Origin of the sequence: Streptomyces sp. NPDC051136 (assembly GCF_044455745.1) — a bacterium.
Lineage (GTDB): Bacteria > Actinomycetota > Actinomycetes > Streptomycetales > Streptomycetaceae > Streptomyces.
Window position 1 is genome coordinate 74,704 of sequence record NZ_JBITFE010000001.1, and the last position, 13,242, is coordinate 87,945.

Sequence of the window (13,242 nt, forward strand, 5' to 3'; positions counted from 1 at the left end):
TCGGGAGCGAGCGAGAAGGAGCAGGGGCGATGACGTCGCAGGACGCGGACCGGCCGGAAACGGTGGGCACCTCGCGCCGCTCCAAGATCACGCCGGAGCGTGAGCAGGAGTTCTTCGACGCCGTCCTCGAACAGCTCCGCTCCTGCGGCTACGACGCCGTCACCATGGAGGGCATCGCCGCCAGCACCCGGTGCAGCAAGTCCACGCTCTACCGGCAGTGGAAGACCAAACCCCAGTTCGTGGCCGCCGCGCTGCGCTCCAGCCGCCGCATGCGCTTCACCGACATCGACACCGGGTCGCTCGCCGAGGACCTGCGCCAGGCGGCCGCGGCCGCGGGGGAGGGGACGGGCAAGGACACCGGCCTGCTCCAGGCGCTCGGCCACGCGGTCATGGAGGACCCGGAGCTGAAGGGCGCCCTGCGCGAGGCGCTCGTCGAGCCGGAGATCGCCGCGCTTCGGGCGATTCTCGCGCGCGGGGTGGCCCGCGGAGAGGTCCCGGCCGGCCACCCGGCGCTGGAGTACGTGCCCGCGCAGCTCTTCGGCATGCTGCGGATGCGTCCCGTCCTGGAGGGCGAGCAGGCCGACGCGGCGTACCTCGTCCGGTTCGTGGAGGCCGTCGTGCTGCCGGCGCTCGGCCTCCCCTGAAGACCCAGGCCGCCGTCCACGGGATGACTGGACGGTGGCCTGCCCGCGCCGCACCGTGGGGACGGGGGCGGCGCGCACCCACGGCCGGGTGGGGCACCCTCTGAGCGGAAGGGTGCCCCACCCGGCCGACCGATGTCCGGCCCCTTCGGCCGGACCGTTCCCCGGCCGTGCCCCGAGGGCGCCGGCGGGCCGGGCCGGACCGGGTCAGACGTCCTGGCCGCTGCCACCGCCGCCGGAGGCGTCCACCTCGATGCCCCGGGTGATCTCGTCGATGACCTTCTGCTCCTGGTCGACGTCGACACCGAAGCGGACGACGACGATCCGCGAGTCGTCGGCGGGCGAGGGGAACGCCAGCGACTCGACGAAACCGTCGGAGCCCTTGGCGGTGACCACCTTCCAGCGGACCAGGTAGCCCTTCTGCCCGGCGACCGTGACCGCCTCGGCGGCCAGTTCGTCGTGCGAGGTGATCTTGCCGTAGGACTCGGCGCCGTAGGACTCCTCGGCGTTCGCCGCGATGTCGGCCTTCGCGACCTTCTCCGCGGTGTCGCCCTTGGTCCGCAGCAGCTCCGCCGGGGCCGAGTAGGCGCCGCCCTTGGTGCAGGTCTTGGAGGTGTCGCCGGGGCACTTGTAGGAGTCGTCCGACGTCACCTGCGCGCCGACCTGCAACTCCTGTCCGGACCAGCCGTCCGGGATGGGCAGGCTGATCCCGCTGAGCGCGTCCGTCACCGAGCCGCTGTCGACCGTGGGCGGTTCCGACGGGTCCGGGGACTCCGGAGCGGGCCGTTCGCCGTCGTCGCCGCCGCTGCCGCCGCCGGAGTCCCCGAAGGGGCCGTTCCGGTCGCCGGGTCCGCGCCGGTCCTGCTCCGAACCGCCCGCGCTGCTGCCGCCCGAGCCGTCGTCGGTCAGCGCGTACACGCCGACGCCGATGCCGGCCAGCACCGCCACGGCCGCCGCGACGGCTATGCCGGTCCGCAGCCGCCGGCGGCGCGCGGACGGCGGCTGCACCGGGTGGCCCGGGTAACCGGGGTGCACGGGATAGGACCCGGGCACGGCGTTGTGCGCCGGCGGCTGAACCGGTGGTTGCCCCGGCGGCTGGACGGCCGGCTGTATCGGAGGCTGAACCGGCGGCTGCGCGGGCGGAGTCCATGCGGCGGGCGCTCCCGCCGGGCGCACCTGGCCGGTCCACGCCGTTCCGTCCCACCAGCGCTCGGTGGCGGGACCGTCATTCTTCTGTCCGGGGTCCGGGTACCACCCGGGAGGAGTCGCCTGCGTCATGTGCCCACCGTATGAGGCGTCGGTGAAAGCCGGATGAGAGGCCCGCCCGTACCCCTCGCCCCGGCCGCCGGCGCCCGCGCCGCGAGACGCCGGCGGCCGGACGTTGACGGACGCCCGACCGCACCGCCGCTGATGACGGGCCATGGGCGTCGTTCACGCTTTACCGCATGTCACCCGTCACGGCAACTGGTGGACGGAGCGCCCACCACTGGCGCGTTCGGAGGGCTAGGCTCAGGCTCTGTACGTCATTCGGGCGACTCGGGGAGGTAGCGGGATGACGGAGGTACGGCGGACGGGCGCCGCCTCGGCCTCCCTCTGGGAGCGCGACGAGGAAGTCGCCACGATCACGCGCGCGGTCGACGTCCTGTGCGCGGACCGCTCGTCCCCCGGCACACTGCTGGAGGCCCGAGGCGAGGCCGGGGTCGGCAAGACGGCGCTGCTCGCCGAGACCCGCCGCATCGCCGAGGCCCGCAACTGCACGGTCTGGTCGGCACGCGGCGGCGAGACCCTCAGGTCCGTCCCCTTCAACGTGGTGCGCCAACTGCTCCAGCCCGCCCTGGTGTCCATGCTCCCCGAGGAGGCCCGCGAGTACCTCGGCGACTGGTACGACATCGCCGGCCCGGCCCTCGGCATAGCCGACCCCGGTGAGCGCCAGGCCGACCCGCAGGGCGTGTGCGACGGGCTGGTCGCCGCCGTCCGCCGCCTCGCCCGCCGGGAGTGGCCGCTGGTGCTGCTGATCGACGACGCGCACTGGGCCGACCAGGAGACCCTGCGCTGGCTCGCCGCGCTCGCCGAACGGCTCGACGAGACCTCCGTCCTGATCGTGATAGCCCGCCGCCCCGGCGACGTCAGCGGTGACAGCGCCCGCCACCTGGAGGCGGCCACCGCCATGGGCCGGCCCCTCGGCCCGCTGAACGCCCTCACCCCCGACGCCACCGCCGGACTCACCCGCGCCACCCTGGGCCGGCACGCCGAGGCCGCCTTCTGCCGCGAGGTGTGGGCCGTCACCGGCGGCAACCCCTACGAAACCGTCGAACTCCTCGCCAAGGTGCAGGACAGCGAGCTGCAACCCGTCGAGGCCGAGGCCGCCGAGCTGCGCGCCCTGAACCGCTCCGCCCGCGGCGGCGGCCTCGTCGCCCGCCTGGAGCAACTCGGCGTCGACTCCACCCGGTTCGCCTGGGCCGCGGCCATCCTGGGCGGCGGCATCACCGTCGACATGGTGGCCAGGCTCGCCACCCTGGACCGCGCCGACGCCGCCCGTTGCGCCGAACTGCTCCGGGGCGCCCGGATCCTGTCCGTACCGGACGCCTCCTCCGGGCAACAGGGCGCCGACGAGCTGGAGTTCGTCCACCCGCTGATCGCCACCGCCGTCTACAACTCCATCCCCGACGCGCTGCGCACCGCCATGCACGGCATAGCGGCCCAGCTGGTCACCGACTCCGGACTCGGCGCCGCGGCCGCCTCCCGCCATCTGCTCAAGGTGCACCCGGACGACGACCAGGAGGTCGTGGCCCAGTTGCGCGAGGCCGCCCGCGAACACCTCGCCGTCGGAGCGCCCGACGCGGCCCGCCGCTGCCTCGAACGCGCCCTTCAGGAGCCGCCGCTGCCCGAAGCCCACGCGCGCGTGCTCTTCGAACTGGGCTGCGCCACGCTGCTCACCGCGCCCGCCACCACCATCGGGCACCTGCGCACCGCGCTCGCCATGCCGGGACTGGACGGCGAGCAGCGCGTCGACGCCGTCTTCCGGCTCTCCCAGGCCCTGCTCCACAACGACCAGCTGGAGGAGGCCGTGCGCACCGTCGAGGCGGAGGCCGCACGCAATCCCGATCCCTCCGCGCGACTGCGGTTGCAGGCGGCCCAGTACATGTGGGAGGGCATCCACGCGGGCGAGACCTCCTCACCCCGCCGCTCCGCGCGCCTGGCCGAACTCGCCGCCACCTGCACCGGCCGCGACAACGCCGAGCGCGCCCTGCTCATCCTGCGCGGCTTCGACGCCATGACTCACGGCGAGAGCGCCGAAGAGGTCGTCGAACTGTGCGACCGCGCCCTCGTCAACGGCCGCCTGGCCCCCGGACTGGGCTGGACCGACGCCGAGTGGGGCCTGGAACTGCCCATGATGCTGGCCAGTTCCTACGCCTACAGCGACCGTCTCGACCGCGCCGAGGCACTGTTCACCGAAGCTCTGCGCGCCTACGAGAGTGCCGGCTGGAGCGGCGGACACCTCGCCCTCGCGCACGCCTACGTCGGCCTCGGCCACCGCAGGAGGGGCCGTCTCAGGGAGGCCGAGCAGTCCCTGCGCGCCTCCCTGCGCATCGCCGAACGCGTGGGCCGCGGACTGCCGCTGTACTGGTCCGCGACCTGCAACCTGGTCGACACCCTCCTCGCCCGCGGCCACGTCGAGGAAGCCCGCACGGTGGCCGACCAGTACGGATTCGCGCCGCCGTACCCGTCGACGATCGTGCTGCCCGACCCGCGCCCGGTCCGCGCACGCCTGCTGATCGCCACCGGCCGCACCAAGGAAGGCGTCAACGAACTGGAGGCCGCCGAGAAGGCCGCGGCCGCACGGGGCCGGCACAACCCGGTGGTGGTCCCCTGGGCGACCGAACTGGCCCGGGCGCTGGCCGCCGAGGACCCCGGCCGGGCCGCCCGGCTGGCCACCGACGCCCGCCGCCAGGCCGAGCGCTTCGGCACGGACACGGCGATAGGAGAGGCCCTGCGCTGCGCCTCCGCCCTGGAGACCGGGCAGCGCGCGGTCCGGCTCGCCGCCCAGGCCGTCACCTACCTGGAGGCCTCGCCCTGCCAGTACGAGCACGCCGCCGCCCGCGTGGAGTACGGCATCGCGGCCCGCTCGGCGGCCGAGCTGGAACGGGGCCTGGCACTCGCCGACTCGTGCGGCGCCGACGGACTCGTGGCGCGCGCCCGCGAAGCCCTGGCGGTGGGACGCGCCGGCTGAGGCGCCGTCAGGGCGGGCGGTGGGGCGTCACCCCTCGGCGGCGCCGGACTCCTCGGCGGCGCCTGACTCCTCGGCCAGCACCCGCTGGGCGGTGGCGAACGCGGAGTTCGCGGCCGGGACCCCGCAGTACACCGCCGTCTGGAGCAGCACCGCGCCGATCTCGTCCGCCGACAGCCCGTTGCGCCGCGCCGCCCGCACGTGCATGGCCAGCTCCTCGTAGTGGCCGTGCGCGACCAGCGCCGTCAGCGTGACCATGCTGCGCTCGCGCCGCGAGAGCGTCTCGTCGGTCCAGATCTCACCCCAGGCGTAGCGCGAGATGAAGTCCTGGAAGCGGGCGGTGAACGGCGTCTGCCGCCCCTGTGCGCGGTCCACGTGCGCGTCGCCCAGCACCTCGCGCCGCACCGCCATGCCCCGCCGGGCACCGCCGTCGAACTGGGCCCGCAGCGCCGTCAGCACCGCCTCGGGCCGCTCGGCCGGTGCCAGGTGCGAGGCGCCCGGGATCTCGGTCAGCGCCGCGCCCGGCACCGCGTCGGCCAGCTCGCGCAGGTGGGCCGGCGGCGTCGCCGGGTCCTCGCGCCCGGCGACCAGCAGCGTCGGCGCGGCGATCTCCCCGACCCGGTCCCGCAGGTCGAAGGCGGCCAGCGCGTCGCAGCAGGCGGCGTACGCCTCCGGGTCGGCACCCCGGTGGTCCCGCACCAGCCGCGGCACGGTGAATCCCGGGGTGAACCACCGCGCGTCGGCACTCTCGGCGAGCCGTGCCAGGCCCTCCGCACGCACCTGCGCGGCCCGCTCCCGCCACGGCTTCGCGCCGCCGAAGTGCGCCGACGAGCAGACCACCGCCAGCGACGACACGCGCTCGGGGTGGTGCACGGCCAGGTGCAGGCCCACCGCACCGCCCAGGGACACCCCGGCGTACCCGAACCGCTCCACCCCGAGCGAGTCGGCGAGCGCGAGCACCAGAGCGGCCAGGTCGCCGACGGTGGCGCCGGGTCCGACGAGGCCCGCCGGTGAACCGCCGTGCCCCGGCAGGTCCCAGCGGATCACCCGGTGCCCCGTGGACAGTTCGGGCGCCACCGCGTCCCACAGCGCGTACGAGGTGCCCAGCGACGGCCCGAGCAGCAGCGGGGGAGCGGAGGCGGGGCCTTCGGACAGGTGGTTGAGCAGGGTCGTCAACGTCGCTCCAGAGCACGGTCGGTGAGGGTGGCAGCGGCACCCGTGTAACGGGCGGGGTCGGTCAGCGAGGCCAGGTCCAGGCCCCGCAATTCCGGTACCTCGGCGAGCAGTTCGCCCAGGTCCCGGTCCTCGGCGTAGGTGCGCGCCGCCAGTTCGGTCAGCAGCTCCTTGGCGCGAGCCCGCCCGAGCACCGGGGCCAGTGCGGCCGACAGCCGCTCCGACACGATCAGCCCGTGCGTGAGGCCGAGGTGCGTCCGCATCACGTCCGGACGCACCCGCAGCCCCTCGGCCAGTTCGGCGGTGTCCCGCACCGCGCCACCGGCGAGGCGCAGCAGGTCCCGCAGCGGCTCCCACTCGGCGTGCCAGGCCCCGGCCGGGCGCTCGTCGTCGGCCGCCAGCGAGCCGTACAGCGTGGCCGCGAGCTGCGGCGCGCGCCGGGCGGCCGCCGCGATCAGCGTGGAGCGCACCGGGTTGGCCTTGTGCGGCATCGCCGAGGAACCGCCCCCGCTGCCCTCGGCGACCTCGCCGATCTCGGTGCGGGACAGCGTGAGCACATCCGCGGCGATCTTCCCGAGCGCCCCGGCGGTGAAGGCCAGGGCGCCGCCCAGGTCGGCGACCGGGGTGCGCAGCGTGTGCCAGGGCAACTCGGGTGCCCGCAGGCCCAGTTCGCGGGCATAGGCGGCCGGCAGGGCGGCCGGGTCGGTCGCGCCGTACGCCTCGAAGGCGGCCAGGGTGCCCGCCGCGCCGCCGAGTTGAGCGGGCAGCGCGGAGCGCACCGCCGCGAGCCGGTCCCGCGCGTCCAGCACCAGCGACCGCCAGCCGGCGGCCTTCAGCCCGAAGGCGGTCGGCACCGCGTGCTGGGTGAGCGTCCGGCCCGGCATCGGCGTGTCCCGGTGCTCGGCGGCCAGCCGGGCCAGCGCCCGTTCCGTGCGTGCCAGATCGGGCCGCAGCAGGTCCAGGGTGCGGGCGGCGACCAGCATGGTCGCCGTGTCCAGGATGTCCTGGCTGGTCGCGCCCCGGTGCACGTAGGACCCGTACGGTTCACCGACCGCCTTCGTCAGGTCGGCCACCAGGGGGATGACCGGGTTCCCGCCGGCCCGGGCCCGTGCCGCCAGGGAGCACGCGTCGAAGGCGTCCGGGTCCGCGGCGGCGTCCACCGCCCCGGCCGCCTCGGCCGGGGCGAGCCCCAGTGCGGCCTGGGCGCGGGTCAGCGCCGCCTCCGCGTCGAGCAGCGCCCGCAGATACGCGCGGTCACCGGTCGCGGACGCGGCCGGCGAGCCCGTCCACCCGGGGGCCAACAGGCTCGTGCCGACGGCGGCGTCCGGCTCGGCGGGGTCGGCAGGTGATGTCACTGGAACTCCAGGAAGACCGTCTCGCCCTCGCCCTGAAGGCGGATGTCGAAACGGTACGTCCCGCGGCCCTCGTCCGCGGCGATCAGCGTGTCGCGGCGCTCGCCCGGAACCCGCGACAGCAGCGGGTCGGCGGAGAGCACCGCCTCGTCGCCCGGCAGGTAGAGCCGGGTGTACAGGTGCACGAGCAGCCCCCGCGCGAACACGCACACGCTCACGTACGGGGCGCTGTGCCCCCGCGCCCCCGGACGCAGCGTCCGCGCGTACCAGTGGCCGTTCGCGTCGGTCTGGATGCGGCCGAAACCGGTGAACTCCACGCCGTTGCGCCCCAGGAAGCCGCCGGAGGCCGGGTCGCGCCGCATCGAGCCGTCGGCGGTGGGGACCCGGCCCTCGGGGTCGGGACCCCACAGCTCGACGAGGGCGTCCGGCAGCGGGCTGCCCGCGCCGTCGTACACGTACCCGTGCACGGTGATCGTGTCCGGGTGACCGGCGGGCGCGATGTCCTCGCCGCCGCGGAAGGGCAGCGCGTACCCGTAGAAGGGGCCGACCGTGTGCGACGGGGTGGGCGGCACCTGCTCGGGGCCGCTGCTGTCGGTCTTCGTCATGGCGGGTCAGCGTCCTTCTTCGATCCAGGTGGCGTGCGGGCCGTCGAGCACGATGTCCCAGTGGTAGCCGAGCGAGAACTCCGGCACCGACAGGCTGTGGTCGTACGTCGCGATCAGCCGCTGCCGCGCCGCGTCGTCCGTCACCGACTGGAGGATCGGGTCGTACGGGAACAGCGGGTCGTTCGGGAAGTACATCTGCGTCACCAGGCGCTGGGTGAACGCCGAGCCGAACACCGAGAAGTGGATGTGTGCCGGGCGCCAGGCGTTGACGTGGTTGCGCCACGGGTAGGGGCCGGGCTGGACGGTGGTGAAGCGGTAGAAGCCGTCGTCGTCGGAGAGGGTGCGGCCCACGCCGGTGAAGTTGGGGTCAAGCGGTGCGTCGTGCTGCTCGCGCTGGTGCGCGTAGCGCCCGGCCGAGTTGGCCTGCCAGATCTCCACGAGCTGGCCGCGCACCGGCCTGCCGTCGCGGTCGAGCAGGCGGCCGGAGACGGTGATGCGCTCGCCGACCGGCTCCCCGGTGTGCTGCCGGGTCAGATCGTTGTCGATCTCCGTGATGTCCCGCTCCCCGAAGGCGGGCGAGGACAGCTCGACCAGCTCGGGGTCCTTGGAGACGTCGATGGCGACCGGCGGCTGCTTCGGGTGGCGCAGCACCGAGGAGCGGTACGGGGCGTAGTCGCGGCGCGGGTGGTGCTCGACGGGCGCGCCGCCGGCCACCCGCTTCTCGTAGGCGGAGTGCTCGGCCGCGATCTCCGCGTCGATGTCGTGCTGGGTGAGAGTCATGGGGATTCCCTGGGGTGACTAGCGGTCGAGGACCAGGGCGAGACCCTGGCCGACACCGATGCAGAGGGTGGCGACACCGGTGCCGCCGCCCCTGCGGGCGAGCTGGTGGGCGACGGTGCCGGCGAGACGCGCGCCCGACGCGCCGAGGGGGTGGCCGAGGGCGACGGCCCCGCCCTGCGGGTTGAGGATCGCGGGGTCGAACTCGGGCCACTCGGCCACGCAGCCCAGTACCTGGGCGGCGAAGGCCTCGTTGAGTTCGAGCACGTCCAGGTCGGCGAAGGTCCGGCCGGCCCTGGTGAGTGCGCGGTTCACGGCCTCGACGGGGGCGAGGCCGAAGTACCGCGGGTCGGTCGCCGAGACGCCGGCCGCCGAGACCCGGGCGAGCGGCTCGCGTCCGACGGCCTTCAGCCCCTCCTCGTCGGCCAGGAGCAGCGCCGCGGCGCCGTCGTTGAGCGGGGAGGCGTTCCCGGCGGTCACCGTGCCTCCCCCAGCCTCCGGCCGGGGGGACCCCCAGCTCGCTACGCTCGTCGTGCGGAAGGACGGCCTGAGCTTCGCCATCGCCTCCAGGGAGGCGTCCGGGCGTACGCACTCGTCGGCGGCGAAGTCCACCGGGTCGCCCTTGCGGCGCGGCACGGGCACGGGCGCCAGCTCGGCGTCGAAGAGGCCCTCGGCCTGCGCACGGGCGGCCTTGCGGTGCGAGGCGAGGGCGTACGCGTCCTGCTGCTCGCGGGTGATCCCGTGCTTGTCGGCGATCAGCTCCGCCGACTCGCCGAGCGGGATCGTCCACTGCGGGTCCATCGCCGGGTTGACCATCCGCCAGCCCAGGGTGGTCGAGTACATCTCGGCGTGCCCGGCGGGGAACGGCCGGTCCGCCTTGGGCAGCACGTACGGCGCCCGGGTCATCGACTCCACGCCGCCCGCGAGCACGACCGAGGCGTCGCCCACGGCGATGGCGCGGGCCGCCTGGATCACCGCTTCCAGACCGGACGCGCACAGCCGGTTCACCGTGACGCCGGGCACGGTGGTCGGCAGGCCGGCCAGGAGGGCGGCCATGCGGGCGACGTTGCGGTTCTCCTCGCCGGCGCCGTTGGCGTTGCCGACGTACACGTCGTCGATCCGGGACGGGTCCAGGTCCGGAGTACGGCCGAGCAGCCGGCGGATCGCGTGCGCGGCCAGGTCGTCGGGGCGTACGCCCGCCAGACCCCCGCCGTACTTGCCGAACGGGGTGCGCACCGCGTCGACGATGTAGACGTCCCTCACTTCAGTCCCTCCGCGACGAGGAGTCCGGCGTCGGTCCTGTCGGCGACCTCGTCGACGGTCACGCCCGGGGCGGTCTCCACCAGGACCAGGCCGTCGGCGGTGACGTCGAGGACGCCCAGGTCGGTGATGACGCGGTCGACGCAGGCCTTGCCGGTGAGCGGCAGGGCGCACTCTTTCAGGATCTTGGGAGAGCCGTCCTTGGCGGTGTGGGTCATGACCACGATGACGGTCCGTGCGCCGTGGACGAGGTCCATCGCGCCGCCGATGCCGGTGATCATCTTCCCCGGGACGGCCCAGTTGGCCAGGTCGCCGCCGGCGGAGACCTGCATCGCGCCGAGCACCGCCACGTCGATGTGCCCGCCCCGGATCATGCCGAAGGACAGGGCCGAGTCGAAGAACGCGGCGCCCGGCCGGACCGTGACCGTCTCCTTGCCCGCGTTGATCAGGTCGGGGTCCACCTCGGCCTCGGTGGGGTACCGGCCGGTGCCGAGGATGCCGTTCTCCGACTCCAGGGTGACCTCGACGCCCTCGGGCAGGTGGTTCGGGATCAGGGTGGGCAGGCCGATGCCGAGGTTGACGTACTGGCCGTCCCGCAGCTCCAGCGCGGCCCGCGCGGCCATCTGTTCACGTGTCCAGGCCATCAGGAGGTCACCGTCCCTCGTGCGGGAGGCACGGAAACCGTGCGTCGCTCGATCTTCTTGTCGGCGGCCTGCTCGGCCGTCAGGGCCACCACCCGCTGGACGAAGATCCCCGGCAGGTGCACGGCGTCCGGGTCGATCCCGCCCGGCTCGACCAGTTCCTCCACCTCGGCGATCGTCACCCGTCCGGCCATCGCGGCCAGCGGATTGAAGTTCCGGGACGACTTCGCGAAGACCAGGTTGCCGTGCCGGTCGCCCTTCGCTGCGCGGACCAGCGCGAAGTCCGTGCGGATGCCGCGCTCCAGGACGTACGGGGTCCCGTCGAACTCGCGGACCTCCTTCGGCGGCGAGGCCAGCGCGACCCCGCCGGACCCGTCGTACCGCCACGGCAGCCCGCCGTCGGCGACCTGGGTGCCCACCCCGGCGGGGGTGTAGAAGGCGGGGATGCCCGCTCCGCCGGCCCGCAGCCGCTCGGCCAGGGTGCCCTGCGGGATCATCTCGACCTCCAGCTCGCCACCGAGGTACTGACGGGCGAACTCCTTGTTGGCGCCGATGTAGGACCCGGTCACCCGGGCGATGCGTCCGGCGGCCAGCAGGACGGCCAGCCCGGTGTCCATCGCCCCGCAGTTGTTGGAGACCACCGACAGCCCACCGGTCCCGCGCTCGTACAGCGCCTGGATCAGCACGTTCGGCACACCGCTCAGCCCGAAACCGCCCACTGCGAGCGACGCGCCGTCGGGCACGTCGGCCACCGCCTCACCGGCTGTGGCCACCACCTTGTCCATCCGAGAAGCCCCATCCCTTGCACGTGCCCCGGCACCAGATAGTCAGGGCACTGACTATTTCAGCGAGGTCGTCCACACGCTGCCATCGGGCGAGCGAGGCGTCAAGACCTGAAAAAGAGGAGGTAGATCGTGTGAGGCGTTCTCCGTCGGTCGCCCTCGCCGCCGTGTATCGTCAGTGCACCGATGAAAGTCACCCACGGGAGCGCGCGCATGGCAGCGGTCGATCTGGCCACTCACCCCGGCCACCTGGCCCGGCGGCTGCAGCAGGCGCACTACCTGCTGTGGAACACGATGGTCTCCGAGGAGACCACCTCACCGCAGTACGCCGTCCTCAACGCCCTGGTCGCCGAGCCGGGGCTCGATCAGCGCAGTGTGGGGGAGCGGGTGGGTCTGGACCGCTCCACCATCGCGGAGGTGGTCAGCCGGCTCGGCCGCCGCGGGCTGCTCGACAAGGTCCGCGACCCGCAGGACGGCCGGCGGTCCCTGCTCCGGCTCACCGGCGAGGGGGTACGCGTCCACCGCAGGCTGGGCGTGCGCATCGCCCGGATGAACCAGGTGTTCCTCGCGCCGCTCGCCGCCGACGAGCAGGCGGTGTTCATCGACCTCATCCGCCGGGTCTCGGACGCCGCGGAAGGGCTGCGCAACCCGGCGGAGCCGACGGCCGCACCGGGCTGACGAGGGCCCGCCGGGTCAGGACGCACCCGCGAAGACCACCCACACCTGGCCCCGGGCGAACTTCAGCGGCTTGCCGTCCCCGGTGGTGAACGTCGTGCCGTCCCCGGCCGCCCCACGCTTCCAGGTGGCCTCGTAGGCGCGCCCGTCGCGCAGCACCTCCGCCGCTCCGGAGCCCACGGACTCGACGTAGGGCGAGTTGCTGCCGCGGAAGTCGCGGAAGTCGGACTCGCGCACCGTCACGTGCTGCACGACGACCGTGGCGGGGGCCAGCCGCCCGCCGTCGGCCGTGCGGGCCGGGGTGCCGTCCAGGGAGACCAGCCACCGGTTCTCGCCGCCGGACCAGGTGAAGGTGAAGCTCGCCGAGGGGTAGCGCACGGTGTGCGTGGACTCCGCGCGGCCGCCCGCGGGGGCCTTGCCGTAGGCGAACCCGGTCGTGAGGGCCGCCGGACCCGACGGCTTCCCGAGCAGCTTGCGAGGGTGCAGGTAGAGGTTGTGCGGGGCCTGCCGGTCGTCGGCGCGGACGTAGGCGTCGGAGTCCTCGCGGGCCGGCTCCGCGCGCAGCGGAGCCTGGTCGATGAGCGGCAGCAGCTTGCTCTGCGCGCCGGAGAAGGCCAGCACCGGCCGGTCGAACTGGCCGAGCAGCTCCAGGTCGGACTCGCGGGCGCTGCGCACCGGCCCGACCGACGGGGGCAGCTCGGAGGCGTAGACGGCCATCAGCCGGCTCAGTCCCGCCTCCACCGGCTCGGCGTAGACCACGTCCGCGTCCTCCAGGCCCGACTGCGGGCGGGCCGCGGGCACGTTGTCGACCTTCACGGCGAGCACCGGCCCGGCAGCGGGGGCCGCACTGGGCGACCGCGCGTGGTCCGGCGTCCGCGTCCGTCCGTCGTCCTCGGCCCCGGGCCCCGCCGTGCAGCCCGCCGCGGCCAGCGAGACCGCCACCGCCGCCGTCAGCAGGGCGGCGCACCGCCCCCTGCGCTGTCCTCTTCGCGTTCCGGCCATGCGACCACCCATCCCGTGTCATCGATTGTGCGCTTCTGCAAGCATTCAGGGCCATACCTGACTGATTCGGATGCGGCACACGGAACCGGGCGGATAATCCGCTGTT

The 13,242-nt window shown here is 74.4% G+C and carries 12 protein-coding genes; 3 read left to right on the top strand and 9 right to left on the bottom strand.

The features are described 5' to 3' along the window. Positions 1-29 precede the first annotated feature (29 nt). Positions 30-644 carry a TetR/AcrR family transcriptional regulator gene (locus tag ACIBCJ_RS00280; RefSeq protein ID WP_133885297.1) on the top strand — a complete coding sequence of 205 codons (615 nt, stop codon included), beginning with the start codon at positions 30-32 and terminating at the stop codon, positions 642-644. A gap of 204 nt (positions 645-848) precedes the next feature. Here ACIBCJ_RS00280 and ACIBCJ_RS00285 read toward each other — a convergent pair whose 3' ends face one another. After that, on the bottom strand, positions 849-1,919 hold the full coding sequence (locus tag ACIBCJ_RS00285) for a DUF2510 domain-containing protein (protein ID WP_365981427.1): 1,071 nt from the start codon (positions 1,917-1,919) through the stop codon (positions 849-851). A gap of 274 nt (positions 1,920-2,193) precedes the next feature. On the opposite strand from ACIBCJ_RS00285, the gene ACIBCJ_RS00290 reads away from it, so the two are divergent. Then, complete coding sequence (locus tag ACIBCJ_RS00290; RefSeq protein WP_365981428.1) at positions 2,194-4,872, top strand: AAA family ATPase; 2,679 nt, start codon at positions 2,194-2,196, stop codon at positions 4,870-4,872. Between the two features lie 27 nt (positions 4,873-4,899). Here the strand turns inward: ACIBCJ_RS00290 and pcaD are convergent, their stop codons facing one another. The 7 genes from pcaD to ACIBCJ_RS00325 are packed head-to-tail and all read right to left on the bottom strand — an operon-like array spanning position 4,900 to position 11,462. After that, entirely contained in the window at positions 4,900-6,045 is a 1,146-nt protein-coding gene (gene pcaD, locus ACIBCJ_RS00295) for a 3-oxoadipate enol-lactonase (protein ID WP_365981429.1), read from the bottom strand. Next, positions 6,042-7,397 carry a 3-carboxy-cis,cis-muconate cycloisomerase gene (gene pcaB, locus ACIBCJ_RS00300; protein WP_362091079.1) on the bottom strand — a complete coding sequence of 452 codons (1,356 nt, stop codon included), beginning with the start codon at positions 7,395-7,397 and terminating at the stop codon, positions 6,042-6,044. The genes pcaD and pcaB overlap by 4 nt, the downstream gene beginning before the upstream one ends. Next, positions 7,394-7,999, bottom strand: coding sequence for a protocatechuate 3,4-dioxygenase subunit alpha (pcaG, locus tag ACIBCJ_RS00305; protein ID WP_362510241.1), 606 nt, complete (start codon positions 7,997-7,999; stop codon positions 7,394-7,396). The genes pcaB and pcaG overlap by 4 nt, the downstream gene beginning before the upstream one ends. 6 nt (positions 8,000-8,005) lie before the next feature. After that, positions 8,006-8,779 (bottom strand): protocatechuate 3,4-dioxygenase subunit beta, encoded by a 774-nt coding sequence (gene pcaH, locus ACIBCJ_RS00310; protein ID WP_365981430.1) that lies wholly within the window; start codon positions 8,777-8,779, stop codon positions 8,006-8,008. An 18-nt stretch (positions 8,780-8,797) separates the two neighbouring features. After that, a complete protein-coding gene (locus ACIBCJ_RS00315) occupies positions 8,798-10,039 on the bottom strand; it encodes a thiolase family protein (RefSeq protein ID WP_362091088.1) in 1,242 nt (413 codons plus the stop codon). Next, on the bottom strand, positions 10,036-10,680 hold the full coding sequence (locus ACIBCJ_RS00320; RefSeq protein ID WP_362091091.1) for a CoA transferase subunit B: 645 nt from the start codon (positions 10,678-10,680) through the stop codon (positions 10,036-10,038). The genes ACIBCJ_RS00315 and ACIBCJ_RS00320 overlap by 4 nt, the downstream gene beginning before the upstream one ends. Continuing rightward, entirely contained in the window at positions 10,680-11,462 is a 783-nt protein-coding gene (locus ACIBCJ_RS00325) for a CoA transferase subunit A (RefSeq protein ID WP_362091094.1), read from the bottom strand. Before ACIBCJ_RS00325 ends, ACIBCJ_RS00320 begins: the two co-directional genes overlap by 1 nt. 210 nt (positions 11,463-11,672) lie before the next feature. Here ACIBCJ_RS00325 and ACIBCJ_RS00330 point away from each other — a divergent pair, with 210 nt between their 5' ends. Beyond that, positions 11,673-12,137: a MarR family transcriptional regulator gene (locus tag ACIBCJ_RS00330; RefSeq protein WP_362091097.1), complete on the top strand. Its 465-nt coding sequence runs from the start codon at positions 11,673-11,675 to the stop codon at positions 12,135-12,137. A 15-nt stretch (positions 12,138-12,152) separates the two neighbouring features. On the opposite strand, the gene ACIBCJ_RS00335 is transcribed toward ACIBCJ_RS00330, so the two are convergent. Beyond that, complete coding sequence (locus tag ACIBCJ_RS00335; protein WP_365981431.1) at positions 12,153-13,136, bottom strand: DUF3048 domain-containing protein; 984 nt, start codon at positions 13,134-13,136, stop codon at positions 12,153-12,155. Positions 13,137-13,242: the final 106 nt, after the last annotated feature.

Excerpts from the sequence above, each read along its gene's own strand:
- ACIBCJ_RS00285 (WP_365981427.1), bottom strand. The coding sequence starts at position 1,919 with ATGACGCAGGCGACTCCTCCCGGGTGGTACCCGGACCCCGGACAGAAG.
- ACIBCJ_RS00280 (WP_133885297.1), top strand. The coding sequence starts at position 30 with ATGACGTCGCAGGACGCGGACCGGCCGGAAACGGTGGGCACCTCGCGC.
- ACIBCJ_RS00320 (WP_362091091.1), bottom strand. The coding sequence starts at position 10,680 with ATGGCCTGGACACGTGAACAGATGGCCGCGCGGGCCGCGCTGGAGCTG.
- ACIBCJ_RS00335 (WP_365981431.1), bottom strand. The coding sequence starts at position 13,136 with ATGGCCGGAACGCGAAGAGGACAGCGCAGGGGGCGGTGCGCCGCCCTG.
- pcaH (WP_365981430.1), bottom strand. The coding sequence starts at position 8,779 with ATGACTCTCACCCAGCACGACATCGACGCGGAGATCGCGGCCGAGCAC.
- ACIBCJ_RS00325 (WP_362091094.1), bottom strand. The coding sequence starts at position 11,462 with ATGGACAAGGTGGTGGCCACAGCCGGTGAGGCGGTGGCCGACGTGCCC.
- pcaG (WP_362510241.1), bottom strand. The coding sequence starts at position 7,999 with ATGACGAAGACCGACAGCAGCGGCCCCGAGCAGGTGCCGCCCACCCCG.
- ACIBCJ_RS00330 (WP_362091097.1), top strand. The coding sequence starts at position 11,673 with ATGGCAGCGGTCGATCTGGCCACTCACCCCGGCCACCTGGCCCGGCGG.
- ACIBCJ_RS00290 (WP_365981428.1), top strand. The coding sequence starts at position 2,194 with ATGACGGAGGTACGGCGGACGGGCGCCGCCTCGGCCTCCCTCTGGGAG.